This window comes from Kluyvera sp. CHPC 1.251, from assembly GCF_036759945.1.
GTDB lineage: Bacteria > Pseudomonadota > Gammaproteobacteria > Enterobacterales > Enterobacteriaceae > Kluyvera > Kluyvera sichuanensis.
Genome location: NZ_JAPKIC010000008.1, coordinates 109,951 through 125,067, shown reverse-complemented (window position 1 = coordinate 125,067; position 15,117 = coordinate 109,951). Strand labels below are relative to the sequence as shown.

The 15,117-nt window shown below is 55.6% G+C and carries 12 protein-coding genes; 3 read left to right on the top strand and 9 right to left on the bottom strand.

What is annotated here, in order from left to right:
- Positions 1 to 145: 145 nt before the first annotated feature.
- The 3 genes from fbaA to epd form a co-directional block, all read right to left on the bottom strand.
- Complete coding sequence (gene fbaA, locus V6940_RS16300; protein WP_185669879.1) at positions 146 to 1,225, bottom strand: class II fructose-bisphosphate aldolase; 1,080 nt, start codon at positions 1,223 to 1,225, stop codon at positions 146 to 148.
- Positions 1,226 to 1,317: 92 nt separating this feature from the next.
- On the bottom strand, positions 1,318 to 2,481 hold the full coding sequence (gene pgk, locus V6940_RS16295) for a phosphoglycerate kinase (RefSeq protein ID WP_333496547.1): 1,164 nt from the start codon (positions 2,479 to 2,481) through the stop codon (positions 1,318 to 1,320).
- A gap of 39 nt (positions 2,482 to 2,520) precedes the next feature.
- The gene (epd, locus tag V6940_RS16290) at positions 2,521 to 3,549 is read right to left on the bottom strand and encodes an erythrose-4-phosphate dehydrogenase (protein ID WP_333496546.1); all 1,029 of its coding nucleotides are present in this window, start codon (positions 3,547 to 3,549) and stop codon (positions 2,521 to 2,523) included.
- A gap of 401 nt (positions 3,550 to 3,950) precedes the next feature.
- On the opposite strand from epd, the gene V6940_RS16285 reads away from it, so the two are divergent.
- Complete coding sequence (locus V6940_RS16285) at positions 3,951 to 4,805, top strand: prohibitin family protein (RefSeq protein WP_442910827.1); 855 nt, start codon at positions 3,951 to 3,953, stop codon at positions 4,803 to 4,805.
- A 73-nt stretch (positions 4,806 to 4,878) separates the two neighbouring features.
- On the opposite strand, the gene tkt is transcribed toward V6940_RS16285, so the two are convergent.
- Entirely contained in the window at positions 4,879 to 6,870 is a 1,992-nt protein-coding gene (tkt, locus tag V6940_RS16280) for a transketolase (protein ID WP_333496544.1), read from the bottom strand.
- Positions 6,871 to 7,137: 267 nt separating this feature from the next.
- Between tkt and V6940_RS16275 the strand changes: the two genes are divergently transcribed.
- Positions 7,138 to 7,896 carry a M48 family metallopeptidase gene (locus V6940_RS16275; RefSeq protein ID WP_220439522.1) on the top strand — a complete coding sequence of 253 codons (759 nt, stop codon included), beginning with the start codon at positions 7,138 to 7,140 and terminating at the stop codon, positions 7,894 to 7,896.
- 386 nt (positions 7,897 to 8,282) lie between these two features.
- Complete coding sequence (locus V6940_RS16270; protein ID WP_333496543.1) at positions 8,283 to 9,551, top strand: OprD family porin; 1,269 nt, start codon at positions 8,283 to 8,285, stop codon at positions 9,549 to 9,551.
- Between the two features lie 103 nt (positions 9,552 to 9,654).
- Here V6940_RS16270 and V6940_RS16265 read toward each other — a convergent pair whose 3' ends face one another.
- From V6940_RS16265 to V6940_RS16245, 5 genes are read right to left on the bottom strand one after another with little or no spacing between them, the layout of a single operon-like run.
- A complete protein-coding gene (locus tag V6940_RS16265; RefSeq protein ID WP_333496542.1) occupies positions 9,655 to 11,295 on the bottom strand; it encodes a thiamine pyrophosphate-binding protein in 1,641 nt (546 codons plus the stop codon).
- A gap of 13 nt (positions 11,296 to 11,308) precedes the next feature.
- Positions 11,309 to 12,778, bottom strand: coding sequence for an aldehyde dehydrogenase (locus V6940_RS16260; RefSeq protein WP_333496541.1), 1,470 nt, complete (start codon positions 12,776 to 12,778; stop codon positions 11,309 to 11,311).
- Between the two features lie 9 nt (positions 12,779 to 12,787).
- Positions 12,788 to 13,558, bottom strand: a complete 771-nt coding sequence (locus tag V6940_RS16255; protein ID WP_333496540.1) for an aspartate dehydrogenase — start codon at positions 13,556 to 13,558, stop codon at positions 12,788 to 12,790.
- A 9-nt stretch (positions 13,559 to 13,567) separates the two neighbouring features.
- Entirely contained in the window at positions 13,568 to 14,362 is a 795-nt protein-coding gene (locus V6940_RS16250) for an SDR family oxidoreductase (RefSeq protein ID WP_333496539.1), read from the bottom strand.
- Positions 14,346 to 15,116, bottom strand: a complete 771-nt coding sequence (locus tag V6940_RS16245; RefSeq protein ID WP_333496538.1) for an alpha/beta fold hydrolase — start codon at positions 15,114 to 15,116, stop codon at positions 14,346 to 14,348. The genes V6940_RS16250 and V6940_RS16245 overlap by 17 nt, the downstream gene beginning before the upstream one ends.
- Position 15,117 lies beyond the last annotated feature (1 nt).

Sequence of the window (15,117 nt, the reverse complement as noted above, 5' to 3'; positions counted from 1 at the left end):
CGTAAAAGTACAGGCAGGTATAAAGGGTAAACAAAAAATCAGTATTTTGCCAAGCCGATCACATTTTTATACCAGCCCATCATATTGAAAAGGCAATAAAAAAGCCCGCTATGCAGCGGGCTTTTGGTCAAGAATCAGGTTTATCTTACAGAACGTCTTTCGCGTTCAGTTCGGTGAAAGCCTGTTCCAGACGAGCGATCATGGACGCCTGAGCTGCACGCAGCCATACACGTGGATCGTAGTATTTCTTGTTCGGCTGGTCTTCGCCTTTCGGGTTGCCCAGCTGGCCCTGCAGGTAAGCTTCGTTGGTTTTGTAGTACTGCAGGATACCGTCCCAGGTTGCCCATTGGGTGTCGGTATCGATGTTCATTTTCACTACGCCGTAGCTTACGGAGTCTTTGATTTCCTGAGCAGAAGAACCGGAACCGCCGTGGAAGACGAAGTTCAGGCTGTTGTGCGGCAGGTTGTGTTTCTTAGAAACGTATTCCTGAGAATCACGCAGGATAGTTGGGGTCAGAACCACGTTACCTGGTTTGTACACGCCGTGTACGTTACCGAAGGAAGCTGCGATGGTGAAACGTGGGCTGATTTTGCTCAGTTCGGTATAAGCGTAATCAACGTCTTCTGGCTGAGTGTACAGTGCAGAAGCGTCCATGTGGCTGTTGTCCACGCCGTCTTCTTCACCGCCGGTGCAACCCAGTTCGATTTCCAGAGTCATGCCCATTTTGGACATGCGCGCCAGGTATTTGGAGCAGATTTCGATGTTTTCGTGCAGGGACTCTTCGGACAGGTCGATCATGTGGGAAGAGAACAGTGGCTTACCGGTAGCCGCGAAGTGTTTTTCACCCGCGTCCAGCAGACCGTCGATCCACGGCAGCAGTTTCTTAGCGCAGTGGTCAGTGTGCAGGATTACTGGAACACCGTAGTGTTCAGCCATCTGGTGTACGTGGTGCGCACCGGAGATAGCACCCAGGATTGCAGCGCCCTGAGGAACGTCAGTTTTCACGCCTTTACCTGCGATGAACGCAGCGCCACCGTTGGAGAACTGAACGATAACCGGTGCTTTAACTTTTGCAGCGGTTTCCAGAACGGCGTTGATGGAGTCAGTACCAACGCAGTTAACTGCTGGCAGAGCGAAGTTGTTTTCTTTTGCTACCTGGAAAACTTTCTGTACGTCATCACCGGTGATAACACCTGGTTTTACGAAATCAAAAATTTTAGACATGTTACGTAGTCCTGTATCTTCGGCCGTTAGAAAAGGTGCGAGCTCTATAAAGCGCGCTGAAAATGGGGCAGGTTTCCCTGCCCTTGAATGGCTTACTTCTTAGCGCGCTCTTCGAGCATTGCTACTGCTGGCAGTACTTTGCCTTCCACGAATTCGAGGAATGCACCGCCACCAGTGGAGATGTAGGAAATTTTGTCAGCGATACCGAACAGGTCGATAGCTGCCAGGGTGTCGCCGCCGCCTGCGATGGAGAACGCATCGCTGTCTGCGATAGCGTTAGCAACGATTTCAGTACCTTTGCGGAAGTTCGGGAATTCGAACACGCCAACTGGGCCGTTCCACAGGATGGTTTTTGCGTTTTTCAGGATCTCTGCCAGTTTCTCTGCAGACGCGTCACCCAGGTCCAGAATCTGCTCTTCATCTTTGATGTCGTTTACAGATTTCAGGGTTGCAGCCGCAGTTTCAGAGAACTCGGTCGCTACGCGAACGTCAGTTGGGACTGGGATATCGCAGGTCGTCAGCAGACGTTTAGCTTCTTCAACCAGGTCAGCTTCGTACAGGGATTTACCCACGTTGTGGCCTTGAGCAGCAACGAAGGTGTTCGCGATACCACCGCCAACGATCAGCTGGTCAGCGATTTTAGACAGGGAGTCCAGAACGGTCAGTTTGGTAGAAACTTTAGAACCACCAACGATAGCCACCATTGGGCGAGCTGGTTCTTTCAGTGCTTTACCCAGCGCGTCCAGTTCAGCGGCCAGCAGCGGGCCTGCGCACGCAACGTCAGCAAATTTGCCGATACCGTGGGTGGAAGCCTGTGCACGGTGTGCAGTACCGAATGCGTCCATCACGAATACGTCGCACAGTGCAGCGTATTTTTTGGACAGTGCTTCGTCGTCTTTCTTCTCGCCTTTGTTGAAGCGAACGTTTTCCAGAACAACCAGCTCACCGGCAGCAACTTCAACGCCGTCCAGGTAATCTTTAACCAGACGAACCGGAGCAGACAGTTTGTCTTTCAGGTAATTAACAACCGGCAGCAGAGAGAATTCTTCATTGTACTCGCCTTCGGTCGGACGACCCAGGTGAGAAGTCACCATCACTTTCGCACCCTGTTTCAGCGCCAGCTCGATAGTTGGCAGTGAAGCACGGATACGTGCGTCGCTGGTTACTTTCCCTTCTTTAACTGGTACGTTCAGGTCCGCACGGATGAAAACGCGTTTACCAGCCAGATCCAGATCGGTCATCTTAATTACAGACATGGTGAATCCTCTCGTTGATACTTAAAGTTTTGTCGACGCTTAAGCGTCGAGCCTGAAACCAATAGCGGCCATTGCTAACGTGGTGTCGAGCATTCGGTTAGCAAAGCCCCATTCGTTATCACACCAGACCAGCGTTTTGATCAGATGCGCCCCACTCACCCGCGTCTGCGTGCCATCGACAATGGCGCTGTGCGGATCGTGGTTAAAATCAGTTGAGACCAACGGTAATTCCGTATAGTCAACTATACCATGAAATGCACCCTGTGCTGCTTTTTGCAGCAACTGGTTGACTTCATTTGCTTTTACTGGCTTTTTCACCGTCACGCTCAGGTCAATTGCCGTCACGTTAATGGTCGGTACTCGCACCGCAATCGCCTCGAAGCGGTCACCAAACTGCGGGAATATACGGGCAATGCCCGCGGCAAGTTTAGTATCTACCGGAATAATCGACTGGCTAGCCGCACGCGTACGGCGTAAATCGGGATGGTAGGCGTCAATCACCTGCTGGTCATGCATCGCGGAGTGGATGGTCGTGACCGTACCCGATTCAATGCCATAGGCATCATCCAACAATTTGATGACGGGGATTATACAATTCGTAGTACAGGAGGCGTTGGACACGATACGGTGTTCGGCGCACAGCTCATGTTCGTTAACGCCAAACACGACGGTGGCGTCGAGATCGTTGCTGCCAGGATGTGAAAAGAGCACCTTCTTCGCGCCGGCGGCAATATGGGCTTCGCCGTCATGGCGGCTGCCATATACGCCGGTACAGTCTAGCACGACATCAACCGATAGCTCTTTCCAGGGCAGCGCTTCAATAGTGCGCTCATGCAGAAGACGGATGGCGTCATCGCCGACGAAAAGCTGTTCACGCTCCTGGCGAACATCCCAGGCAAAGCGCCCGTGGCTGGTGTCATATTTCAACAAGTGCGCGATGCCCGCAGCATCTGCCAGTTCGTTGATTGCCACCACGGTGATTTCCGCACGGCGTCCGGATTCATACAAAGCACGAACCACGTTACGTCCAATGCGACCGAAGCCATTAATCGCTACGCGTACGGTCATAGGTCTCCTGCAAGGTTGTCCCGATGCAAAGTGGCAAACAGAGTAATGCAGCCAAACGCTTTGGGAAACCTCACCCGCCACAAACAGTGACTGATTGGTTAAATGTCGAACAATTTATCGACTGAAACGCTTCAGCTAGAATAAGCGAAACAAGGAATAAAAGGAATGATTGTCCAGATGGATTGACCATTTATCTGATGTTCGTCACATTTTCACTGGAATAATCATTCCGGGATCTTAGTCTGCTAAGGGGATGCTCCAGCGAATTTATTCATGACATTATTCCTACGTCCCCCCAATAAATTCCGAATTTAACGCTCCGCACTGGCAGGTTCTGTTTCCACTATGTCATTGTTCTGGTTTGCTCAAGGATGATACCCATGAAAAAACCTGAACTAAAAATGGCGCAAAATCCCCGCCAGTTAGCCGCACTGACTATTGGCGGGGTGGTGATTTTATTCCTGTTGTTTCTCTCTTATTACACCATTAACGAAGGTGAGCGCGGCATTCTGCTCCGCTACGGTAAGATTGTGAAAGTGGCCGACCCTGGTTTAGGGTTTAAGCTCCCTTTTATTGAGACCGTCGAGAAGATCTCCACGCGTAACCAGGCCGTCGTTTATAAGGGGCTTCAGGCCTACAGTCGCGACCAGCAACCCGCGCAAATGACCGTTTCGGTCAGTTTTCACATCCCACCATCTGAAGCCGGAAAGGTGTATGCCACCTACAACACCCTGGATGCGTTAAAAGAGCGCCTTATTGTCCGCCAACTTCCTACGCAACTGGAAAACGTCTTTGGTCAATACACTGCAATCAGTGCGGTACAGGATCGCACGAAGCTGGTTGCCGATATGCAAAACGCGATGAAAAAAGCCATCGTCGGCCCTGTCGTGATCGACAGCGTGCAGATTGAAAGCATCGATTTCTCCGATGCCTATGAGAAATCCATCGAAGACAGGATGAAAGCCGAGGTGGCTATCGCCACGCGTAAACAGAATCTGGAAACCGAAAAAATTCAGGCGCAAATTGCCATTACGCAAGCACAAGCGGCGGCAGAAAGTAGCCTGGCAGCAGCCAAAGCCGAAGCGGAGAAGATTCGCCTGAAGGGTGCGGCAGAAGCGGAAGCTATTCGCCTGCGCGGTCAAGCACTGCGGGATAACCCGGGCCTTGTTGCGCTTACCACTGCAGAGCGCTGGGATGGACAATTACCTACCACGATGCTCCCCAACGGCACCGTCCCCTTTATCGCGACCAAATAATTCATCGCGCCAAAGAGCGTTTGAAGCATAAAAAAAGGGCCGCTTCGCGGCCCTTTTCATCTTTCACTACGGATTACAGCAGTGATTTCGCTTTCGCGAGAACGTTCTCAACGGTGAAGCCGAACTCTTTGAACAGCAGATCCGCTGGCGCAGACTCACCGAAGGTGGTCATGCCGACGATGGCGCCGTTCAGGCCTACGTATTTGAACCAGTAGTCCGCGATACCCGCTTCGATAGCGACGCGTGCAGAGACCGCTTTCGGCAGTACGGATTCACGGTAAGCCGCGTCCTGCTTGTCGAATGCGTCGGTGGACGGCATGGAAACCACGCGCGCTTTCACGCCTTCTGCGGTCAGTTTTTCGTAAGCAGCAACAGCCAGCTCAACTTCGGAACCGGTCGCAATCAGGATGATTTGCGGCTGACCGTCGCTGTCTTTCAGTACGTAACCACCACGAGCCACGTTCGCCAGCTGCGCTTCAGTACGTTCCTGCTGTGCCAGGTTCTGACGGGAGAGGATCAGCGCGGTTGGGCCGTCGTGACGCTCTACGCCATATTTCCACGCAATCGCGGATTCAACCTGGTCACATGGGCGCCAGGTGCTCATGTTCGGGGTCACGCGCAGGGAAGCGATCTGCTCTACCGGCTGGTGAGTTGGGCCATCTTCGCCCAGACCGATGGAGTCGTGGGTGTAGACCATCACCTGGCGTTTCTTCATCAGCGCAGCCATACGCACCGCGTTACGGGCATATTCAACGAACATCAGGAAGGTAGAGGTGTACGGCAGGAAACCACCGTGCAGCGAGATACCGTTGGCAATCGCGGTCATACCGAATTCACGCACGCCGTAATGGATATAGTTACCCGCGGTGTCTTCGTTAATCGCTTTTGAGCCGGACCAGATAGTCAGGTTCGAAGGCGCCAGGTCAGCGGAGCCGCCGAGGAATTCTGGCAGCAGAGGACCGAAGGCTTCGATAGCGTTCTGGGAAGCTTTACGGCTGGCGATTTTCGCCGGGTTAGCCTGCAGCTTAGCGATGAATTCGTTTGCTTTCGCGTCGAAGTCAGACGGCATGTCACCTTTCATACGACGGGTGAATTCTGCAGCTTCCTGCGGGAAAGCTTTAGCGTAAGCGGCGAACTTGTCGTTCCATGCGGCTTCTTTCGCCTGGCCTGCGGCTTTCGCATCCCACTGCGCGTAGATGTCAGCCGGGATTTCAAACGGACCGTATTTCCAGCCCAGTTTTTCGCGGGTCAGCGCCACTTCGGCTTCGCCCAGCGGCGCACCGTGGGAGTCGTGGGTGCCAGCTTTGTTTGGCGAACCGAAACCGATAACGGTTTTGCACATCAGCAGGGATGGCTTGTCGGTGACTTTACGCGCTTCTTCTACTGCACGTTTAATCGCTTCTGGATCGTGACCATCGATGCCACGGATCACGTGCCAGTGGTAGGCTTCGAAACGTTTTGCAGTGTCATCGGTGAACCAGCCTTCAACGTGGCCGTCGATGGAGATGCCGTTGTCATCATAGAACGCGATCAGTTTGCCCAGCTTCAGGGTACCGGCCAGGGAGCACACTTCGTGAGAAATGCCTTCCATCATGCAGCCATCGCCCATGAACGCATAGGTGAAGTGGTCAACGATGTCGTGACCAGGGCGGTTGAACTGCGCCGCCAGCGTTTTTTCAGCAATCGCCATACCTACGGCGTTCGCAATGCCCTGGCCCAGTGGGCCGGTAGTGGTTTCAACACCAGCGGTGTAACCCACTTCCGGGTGGCCTGGGGTTTTGGAGTGCAGCTGACGGAAGTTTTTCAGTTCTTCGATCGGCAGATCGTAACCGGTGAGGTGCAGCAGGCTGTAAATCAGCATGGAGCCGTGGCCGTTAGACAGCACAAAGCGGTCACGGTCAGCCCAGGACGGATTCTGCGGGTTATGGTTCAGAAAATCACGCCACAGGACTTCGGCAATGTCAGCCATACCCATTGGGGCACCCGGGTGACCGGAATTGGCTTTCTGTACTGCGTCCATGCTCAGCGCACGAATAGCATTAGCAAGCTCTTTACGTGAGGACATTTTGACTCCAGTTCGGACTGTTGAAGGCAACCCTAACGTCACGAGAGGCGCACGTTACGGGCTTTGCCAGAAAAAAGTGTCAACAATGTAACCTATGCGACAAAGCATGTACATGGAGCATCCTTTTGCTACTTCAGAAATCTCTGGAACAGAGGTTAACAAGATGTAATCCCCTCGCCCGTAAGCCGCGATATTCTTTATACTTAGCCTAACTCTGGCGTCGCAGTTCCAGGGCATTTTCAGATAAACGACTTTGGAAGCAATCTCATGAAAAAACGGGCGATGGTTCTGGCGTTTGGCGCAACTTTACTGCTGAGCGGCTGCCAGAATATGGATTCAAATGGTTTATTAAGCTCAAGTACCGGTGCCTTGCAGGCATTTTCATTGAGCGATCAGCAGGTTCAGGCGCTGAGCGACCAGGCCTGTAAGGATATGGACAGTAAGGCTACCATTGCGCCGGCAAACAGCGCTTATGTACAGCGGCTCAATAAGATTGCGGCGGCGCTCGGCGATAACATTAACGGCCAGCCGGTGAACTACAAAGTCTACGTGGCGAAAGATGTCAACGCCTTCGCCATGGCCAACGGCTGCATTCGCGTGTATAGCGGCCTGATGGATCTGATGAATGATAATGAAGTCGAAGCGGTTGTCGGCCACGAAATGGGCCACGTTGCGCTCGGTCACGTGAAGAAAGGGATGCAGGTGGCGATTGGCACTAACGCCCTGCGCGCAGCGGCGGCTTCCGCTGGCGGCATCGTCGGCAGCCTGTCGCAGTCGCAGCTTGGCGATCTTGGCGAGAAGCTGGTGAACTCGCAGTTCTCCCAGCGTCAGGAGTCAGAGGCGGACGACTACTCTTATGACCTGCTGCGCAAACGCGGGATCAACCCGACAGGGCTTGCCACCAGCTTTGAGAAACTCTCTAAACTTGAGGATGGCCGTCAAAGCTCCATGTTTGACGATCACCCGGCTTCGCAGGAGCGCGCCCAGCATATTCGCGATCGCCTGCAGGCAGACGGCATTAAATAATTATTTCGGGGGCAATATTGCCCCCTTGCTTTGATAAGCAAAAAATATTAATAATGGCTAAACGGCATTAATTGATAATTTAAGCGCACAAACCGTTAAATATACGTAGATGTCGACCTGGTCAAATATATAAGCTAACTCCGTAACGCTCGAACATTTATCCTGGGTATTAAACAAAAAATATACTATTTACCTTTAAGTAAGTTCTTTTACCTTATTTTTAAATAGTCCATAGCCATTCATCAAACCCAGTCACTACGCACCCTGCAGAGCACCTCCCCGCGACACATCCATTCATACAATGATTGCTTTCGACACTTTTTCAGGCGACTATCCGAATTGTAAAAACACAATTCGACCGTCAGATAAACAGAGAAGTTCCCTCCGTGAAAAATAAATTAACGTTAATTGCTTTAAGTATTATTGCCTCTGCGCCGGCTTTTGCGAGCCAACAATCCGACAGCCAGGGTTTTATTGATGACAGCCATCTGGATCTCTTTTTGCGTAACGCCTATATCAAACGCGACTATCGCGATGGGCTGCATGATAAGAGCGAATGGGGCCAGGGCTTTATCGCGACCTTTGAATCCGGCTTCACCCAGGGCCCTATCGGCTTCGGCGTAGACGGTATCGCCCAGTACGGCGTGCGTCTGGACGGCGGGCGCGGTAACAGCGGCGCTGGCGGCATCGACTTTTTCGCCCAGGATAACGACGGCCGTGCGAAATCTGACTTAGCCAAATTCGGCGCCACCGCCAAAATGCGCTTCTCCAATACCGTGCTGAGCTACGGTAACCAGCGCCCAACGCTGCCAATTCTCTACGCCGACGATTCTCGCCTGCTGTATGAAACCTTCACCGGGACCATGCTGACCTCTAAAGAGATCGCCGGTCTGGAAGTGAACGCCGGTTACTTCACCGACGAGCAGCGTAAAAGCGACGATAGCCACAACAGCGGTCTGAAGAGCATCACCTTCGGCGGCGCGAGCTACCAGTTTAACGACCAACTGAGCGGCGCGCTGTACGCCTCCCATGTCGAAGACGTGCTGAACAAGCAGTACCTCGGCCTGAACTATGCTCAGCCGCTGGCGGCAGACCAGAAGCTGGTCTTCGACTTCAACGGCTATAACTCTCGCCTGGAGCAGGAATATGCCGACTCGCTGGATACCGGTCGCAGCAACAGCATCTGGAGCCTGGCCACCAGCTACATCTGGGATATTCACACCTTCAAAATTGCCTATCAGCAGAGCAGCGGCAGTACCGGATACAACTACGGCGGTTACCAGAACCAGGGCGGCGTTGGTGACGGCGGCAATACCATCTGGCTGGCGAACTCTTACTGGTCTGATTTCAACGGTGAAGATGAGCGTTCATGGCAGGCGTCCTACGCGCTGGACTTTGGCGGGCTGGGTTTACCGGGGCTGAGCTGGACCACGGCGTACGTTCGCGGCGATAACATCAAAACGGCGGAAACCAACAACGGTAAAGAGCACGAGTGGTTTAACCAGGTGCAGTACCAGGTCCAGAACGGCCCGGCGAAAGATCTGAAGTTTAAGGTTCGCTATTCGGTGCTGCGCGTTTCCAGCAACGCCAGCGACTATAACGTCAGCGGTAATGAAGTACGCGTTTACGTCGAGTACCCGTTTAACGCGTTTTAATGCTTTCCCCTCACCCTAACCCTCTCCCCAAAGGGGAGAGGGAACCGTCCAGCGCCCTATTTTCTCCCTCATGGGCAGAGGGCCGGGGTGAGGGGATATCACCTCAGTACAGCGTCTTCTGCGGCGGGCCCGCAAATTTCAGCGCGCCAATCTGTCCCATTTTGACTTCGATAACTGACGGACCCGGCATCGCCAGCGCTTCAGTCATCACAGCGTTAAAATCCTCTGCGCGATCCACGCTCCAGGCCTGTAAACCTATCGCTTGCGCCAGCAGCGTAAAGTCCGGCGTATGCAGCTCGTTGTAATACTGCCGACCGCCAAAATATTTATCCTGAATCCCGCGCATCACCCCGTAGCCACCGTCGTTCATGATAAGCAGCGTCACGTTGGCTTTCTCCTGCGCCAGCGTCGCCAGCTCCCCCAAACTCAGGCTCAGGCCACCGTCACCGACCAGCCCCACCACTTTGCGCTGCGGATTAGCAATCGCCGTACCGATAGCCATCGGCAACCCCATACCAATCGCCCCCGCCAGGGAGTGAATGTTCATCAGCGGGCCGTTTGCGCGAAACAGTCGGCTTCCCCACAGACTGCCTGAAACGGTAATGTCACGCACCAGCAGGCCATCTTCCGGCAGCGCATTGGCGATAGCATCGTTCAGCTTCGCATATTCACCGCACTGTGCGCGCAAATCCTGTTCTGCCTTGGCAACGGCACTACTTACCAGCGCATCCCACTGTGCATTCCCCCATTCACGCCCCTGTACTTTTTCAGCCAACGCAGAGAGCAGCGCAGAACAGTCGGCAATAATAGTGTTGTCCATCAAGTAATTACGACTAGCTGCCGCCGGGTCAATGTCAATCTGTACCCGAGGGTGCGGCAGCTCCAGCGTCCAGGAACGCGTTTCATTGCTACGCAGACGCGACCCCGCTACCAGCGTAAAGTCGCAGGCCGAGATCACCGCTTCAATAGATGGCGAGTTATGGAAAGCACGCAGGCTCGCACGATGGCTATCCGGCAGCACACCGCGCGCGTGGGTACTGGAGATAACCGTCACCCCAGCATCAGCAAGTTTTCTCACCGCGCCTGCGCTGGCCAACGCCCCGCCGCCCAGCCACAGCAGCGGCAGCTTCGCCTGCTTAAGCTGCGCCCACAGCGCCTCTACCGTCCGGCTATCCACGCTTGCCGTCGACTGCACGTTAACCGGCGAAGTCACCAGCGAGGCCGGAATTTTAGCGCTTTGAATATCAATCGGAATTTCAACCGATACTGGCCCGCACGGCGGCGTCTGGGCCTCCTGAATCGCTTTATGTAGAATCGCTATCGCCTGGTTGGCGTTGCTGATGCGATAAGCCCGCTTTGAACTCGCCTTCAGGAACGTCAACTGATCGCGGGTCTCGTGGATAAATCCGGTATCCGCATCCAGCCACGCCTTTTCGACCTGGCCGGTTAAATGCAGCATCGGCGTACAGGCGTTCATCGCTTCTACCAGCGCACCAACCGCGTTACCCGCGCCCGCACCGGTGCTGGTCAACGCGACGCCAAGCCCGGAAAAACGACCATGAGCATCAGCCATGGTGACTGAACCTGCTTCGCCGCGCGCCGGTACAAAGCGGATATTTCCGCGCTGCCCCACTGCATCGGCAATCGGCAGGTTATGAATAGAGATGACGCCGTAAATGGCCTCAACGTGATACTGCTCCAGCGTTCTGGCGATGGCGTCGCCGACGGTTATCATTTCGCTCATTGCACACCCTTTCTTAGTCGCACCAGTGGTTGACGCTATTACCCGTCGCCAGATAAATGCTCTTTTGTTGCATCCAGGCTTTCAGCCCCTGAATACCCTTTTCGCGGCCCAGACCGCTCTCTTTAAAACCGCCAAACGGGGTTGAAATGGAGAAAACTTTGTAGGTGTTAATCCACACCGTACCGGCTTCAAGCTGCTCGCTCAGGCGCAGCGCGCGCCCGGTATCCCGCGTCCAGATACCCGCCGCCAGCCCGTACACCGAATCGTTAGCGTCACGAATCAGCGTCTCTTCATCTCGGAAGGCCATCGCCACCAGCACCGGTCCGAAGATCTCCTCCTGGCAGGCGCGATCGCTGTTCTTCAGCCCTTCGATGATCGTCGGCAAAACGAAACTGCCCGCCGACAGCGCAGGATCCGCTGGGATCTCGCCACCGCACAGCACACGCCCACCCTCTCGCTTCGCCAGTTCGACGTACTCCAGTACGTGCTGACGATGCGCATCATTAATCAGCGGCCCGACGTGCGTATCGCGGCTAAAGGGATGCCCGACTCGCAGACCACGCGTCAGCTCCAGCAGACGCGCCATCAGCGGGGCATAAACCTGCTCATGAATAAACAACCGCGAGCCCGCAATACACGCCTGCCCTGCCGAGCTAAAAATGCCGTAGCAGATACCGCGCGCCGCCTGCTCAATGTCGGCATCTTCCAGCACGATGGTCGGTGATTTTCCCCCCAGCTCCAGCGAGGTCGGGATAAGCTTTTCTGCCGCCACGTGGGCCAGATGGCGACCGGTGGTAGTCCCACCGGTAAACGAAATTTTGCGCACCTTCGGATGGCGCGCCAGCGCGTCACCAATGACCGAACCTTTGCCCGGCAGCACGCTCAGCAGGCCAGCGGGTAAACCCGCTCGCTCGAAGATCCTCGCCAGTTCCAGCGCCATCAACGGTGTGGCTTCGGCAGGTTTGAGGATCACCGCGTTTCCCGCGGCAATCGCCGGTGCCACTTTCTGCATTTCGCTGGCAATCGGCGAGTTCCACGGCGTAATCGCCGCCACCACGCCGATAGCTTCATAGCGACTGAGCGTCAGCAGTTCTGGCTGCCTTGGTGTCGGCAGTTCGCCTTCAAGCAGTTCGCAAGCAGCGGCAAAGTAGCGGGCGGTTGCCGCTGCGCTCATCACCAGGCCGCGTGCTTCCGCCAGCGGTTTGCCGTTGTCACAACTCTGCATGCGCGCCAGGTCATCGAGGCGGCTTTCAATGTCATCGGCCACTTTGTGCAGGATCTTCGCGCGCTGATGCGGCAGCATGTTGCGCCAGGTCGGTTCACGCCATGCTTTGTCTGCGTATTCGATAGCGTCATTCAGATCCTCAAGGCTCGCCGCGTGTAGCGTGGCATTGAGAGAGCCATCTGCGGGGAAAGTGCTCTGCATCACCTCGCCGCCGCCGTGGCGCCAGTGGCCACCGACAAATATCGTTAATTCATCCATTTGAGCCTCTCAGCGTTGTGCCAGCTCTCGGCAGGCGCGCACTGCGCTTAACGCTGCCAGGGTGGACGTTTTTGGGTTGCTGGCCAGCGGCAGTCCGCTCAGCTCCAGATGAAACTCACCAAACATCCCTTCAACGTGCAGGGTATGGGTGTTACGTTTCGTGGCCGGGTCGACCATCAGTTGAACGCGGGTCTCGTCCATCCCCACACCGCCGAGCGCAACGGTGGCGGCCACGTTGGCATTGGCCGGGAATAGCCGTGCTGCTTCACGCGCACTGCCTTCAAAGAACACCTGTGCTTCCGAGACCGCACTGAGATCGATAAGCTGCTCGGCATAGCTGCCACGCCAGCTGGCAGGGCTTTTGCGCGAGCGGTAGGTAACGCGCTCAAGCCCACCCTCTTTCGCTGCCGCCAGTCCGTCTATTCCGGCCACCGCGCCGGAAAGCAGCGTTAGCGTGCCGCCCGCATTTTTCAGGCGCTGTTCAAGCGCGCTATCTGCCAGCGCACCGGTGGAGATCACCGCCAAATGCCAGCCACGCGCCAGTACCGCTTCGCCAAACTGCACAACGGCCTGCTGGCTTGCACACTCCAGCACCAGATCCGGCGTATCAGTACAGTCGACCGGGGACGTCAGCGCCGTTACCACATCGCCAAACTGCTCACGAATAGCTGCGTGATGGGGCTCACGCGCCACAATCCAACCAATGGCAACCTGCGACGGAAGACGCTCAATCACCGCCTGCGCCATCGCGCCGTAGCCAATTAACATGATCTTTTTCATGAGGCTTCCTTACAGATGACGGCAAAAGCCGCCGGAGACATCCAGCGCCGCGCCGGTGGTAAAGGAGGCCAGCGGTGATGCCAGGAATAACAGCGCCTGTGCGGGCTCCTGCGGCTTGCCAAGGCGGGCCATCGGAATACCGCGTTTGCGAGCGATATCCGCCGTCCATTCAGGCCAGCTCTGGTTCTTATCGCTGCGGTTGGCAAACCGACGCTGCCACTGCCCGGATTCCACCATGCCGAGCAGAATGGAGTTCACCCGAATGCCTTTTTCCACCAGATCTTTCGACAGCGTCAGGGTCATGTTGAGCAGCGCCGCACGCGCCGCCGAGGTGGCAATCATGTGTTCTTCCGGCTGAAGCGCCAGCAGCGAGTTCACGCAGGTAATCGACGCGATATCGGACTGTTCAAGCTGCGGTAAAAACGCTTGCACCGGATTGATCACGCCGAACAGCTTGAGTTCCGCTTCATGCAGCCACGCCTCGCGCGGGGTATCGGCAAAGTGCGCCACGTAGCCCTGACCTGCGTTATTAATCAACATGTCTGCCGGGCCAAAATGGTCTTTCACCGCATTCGCAAACGCCTGCACCTCTTCGGCTTTCAGCACGTCGCAGCGCCATGAAAACACCTCACCTTCGGGATATTCGTTTTGCAGCGCCGCGTGAGCGCTGGCGAGACGGTCGGGGTCGCGCCCGCAGAAAGCCACTTTCGCCCCTTCCCCCATCAACAGGCGCAGCGTTTCAAAACCGATACCTGAAGACCCGCCGGTGACCACCGCAACGCGCCCTTCAATTTGTGCATTCATCGCGCACCTCTTGTTCAATTCGTAAAAGCAGTTGATTAAAAAACGCTTCGTTATCGAGATAGCTTGCGTGCCCGGCCAGTGGAATCGCGGTGAACGGCATGCCGTAACGCATCGCCAGGCCGCGCACTAACTCGGGCTGAGTGATAGCATCCTGCTCGCCACACCAGACCTCGAACTGACCACCGTAGCGCTCAAGCCAGCCGTGAATATCGTCGTGCGCCAGCATCCAGGCGGCGGCGAGATAGCCCTCAACGCGCAGTCGGCGCATGCCCGCGGCGACGCTCGCGATATCCGCTTCACGCGCGGCGGGATGCAGCAGCTTCGCCGCCCGGGTTTGCGCCAGCACGTTCCCGCCCAGCGCAATTTGCTGTTCGCGGCTGCGCCAGACCTGTTCACGCTGTTCGGACGTGCTCTGGCCGTAGCCCTGTGCGGCATCGGCCAGCACCAGGTGCAGCACGCGGTTGGGGTATTTCGCCGCAAAGGCGCTGGCCACCAGCGCACCAAGCGAATGCCCCACCAGCACCGCCTGCTCGACGCCCGCACTATCGAGCAAAGCAGCCAGTGCATCGGCGTAATCGCCCGCGTTGGCGCGCGCGACATCAAGCATCGGACTTTCGCCATAACCGGGCATATCCCAGGCCAGTACGCGGAAGCCCTTCAGCGCCATCTGCTTATGCCATGAGGCCGCGCTGGAGCTGATGCCGTGCAGCAGCATCAGTGGAATACCGCTACCCTGTTCACGAAAATCCGTCATA

Coding starts and splice junctions, on each gene's coding strand:
- V6940_RS16265 (WP_333496542.1), bottom strand. CDS start 11,295: ATGAGCGAAATGATAACCGTCGGCGACGCCATCGCCAGAACGCTGGAG.
- pgk (WP_333496547.1), bottom strand. CDS start 2,481: ATGTCTGTAATTAAGATGACCGATCTGGATCTGGCTGGTAAACGCGTT.
- V6940_RS16275 (WP_220439522.1), top strand. CDS start 7,138: ATGAAAAAACGGGCGATGGTTCTGGCGTTTGGCGCAACTTTACTGCTG.
- V6940_RS16245 (WP_333496538.1), bottom strand. CDS start 15,116: ATGACGGATTTTCGTGAACAGGGTAGCGGTATTCCACTGATGCTGCTG.
- fbaA (WP_185669879.1), bottom strand. CDS start 1,225: ATGTCTAAAATTTTTGATTTCGTAAAACCAGGTGTTATCACCGGTGAT.
- V6940_RS16250 (WP_333496539.1), bottom strand. CDS start 14,362: ATGAATGCACAAATTGAAGGGCGCGTTGCGGTGGTCACCGGCGGGTCT.
- tkt (WP_333496544.1), bottom strand. CDS start 6,870: ATGTCCTCACGTAAAGAGCTTGCTAATGCTATTCGTGCGCTGAGCATG.
- epd (WP_333496546.1), bottom strand. CDS start 3,549: ATGACCGTACGCGTAGCGATTAATGGCTTCGGTCGCATTGGACGTAAC.
- V6940_RS16255 (WP_333496540.1), bottom strand. CDS start 13,558: ATGAAAAAGATCATGTTAATTGGCTACGGCGCGATGGCGCAGGCGGTG.
- V6940_RS16285 (WP_442910827.1), top strand. CDS start 3,951: ATGGCGCAAAATCCCCGCCAGTTAGCCGCACTGACTATTGGCGGGGTG.
- V6940_RS16260 (WP_333496541.1), bottom strand. CDS start 12,778: ATGGATGAATTAACGATATTTGTCGGTGGCCACTGGCGCCACGGCGGC.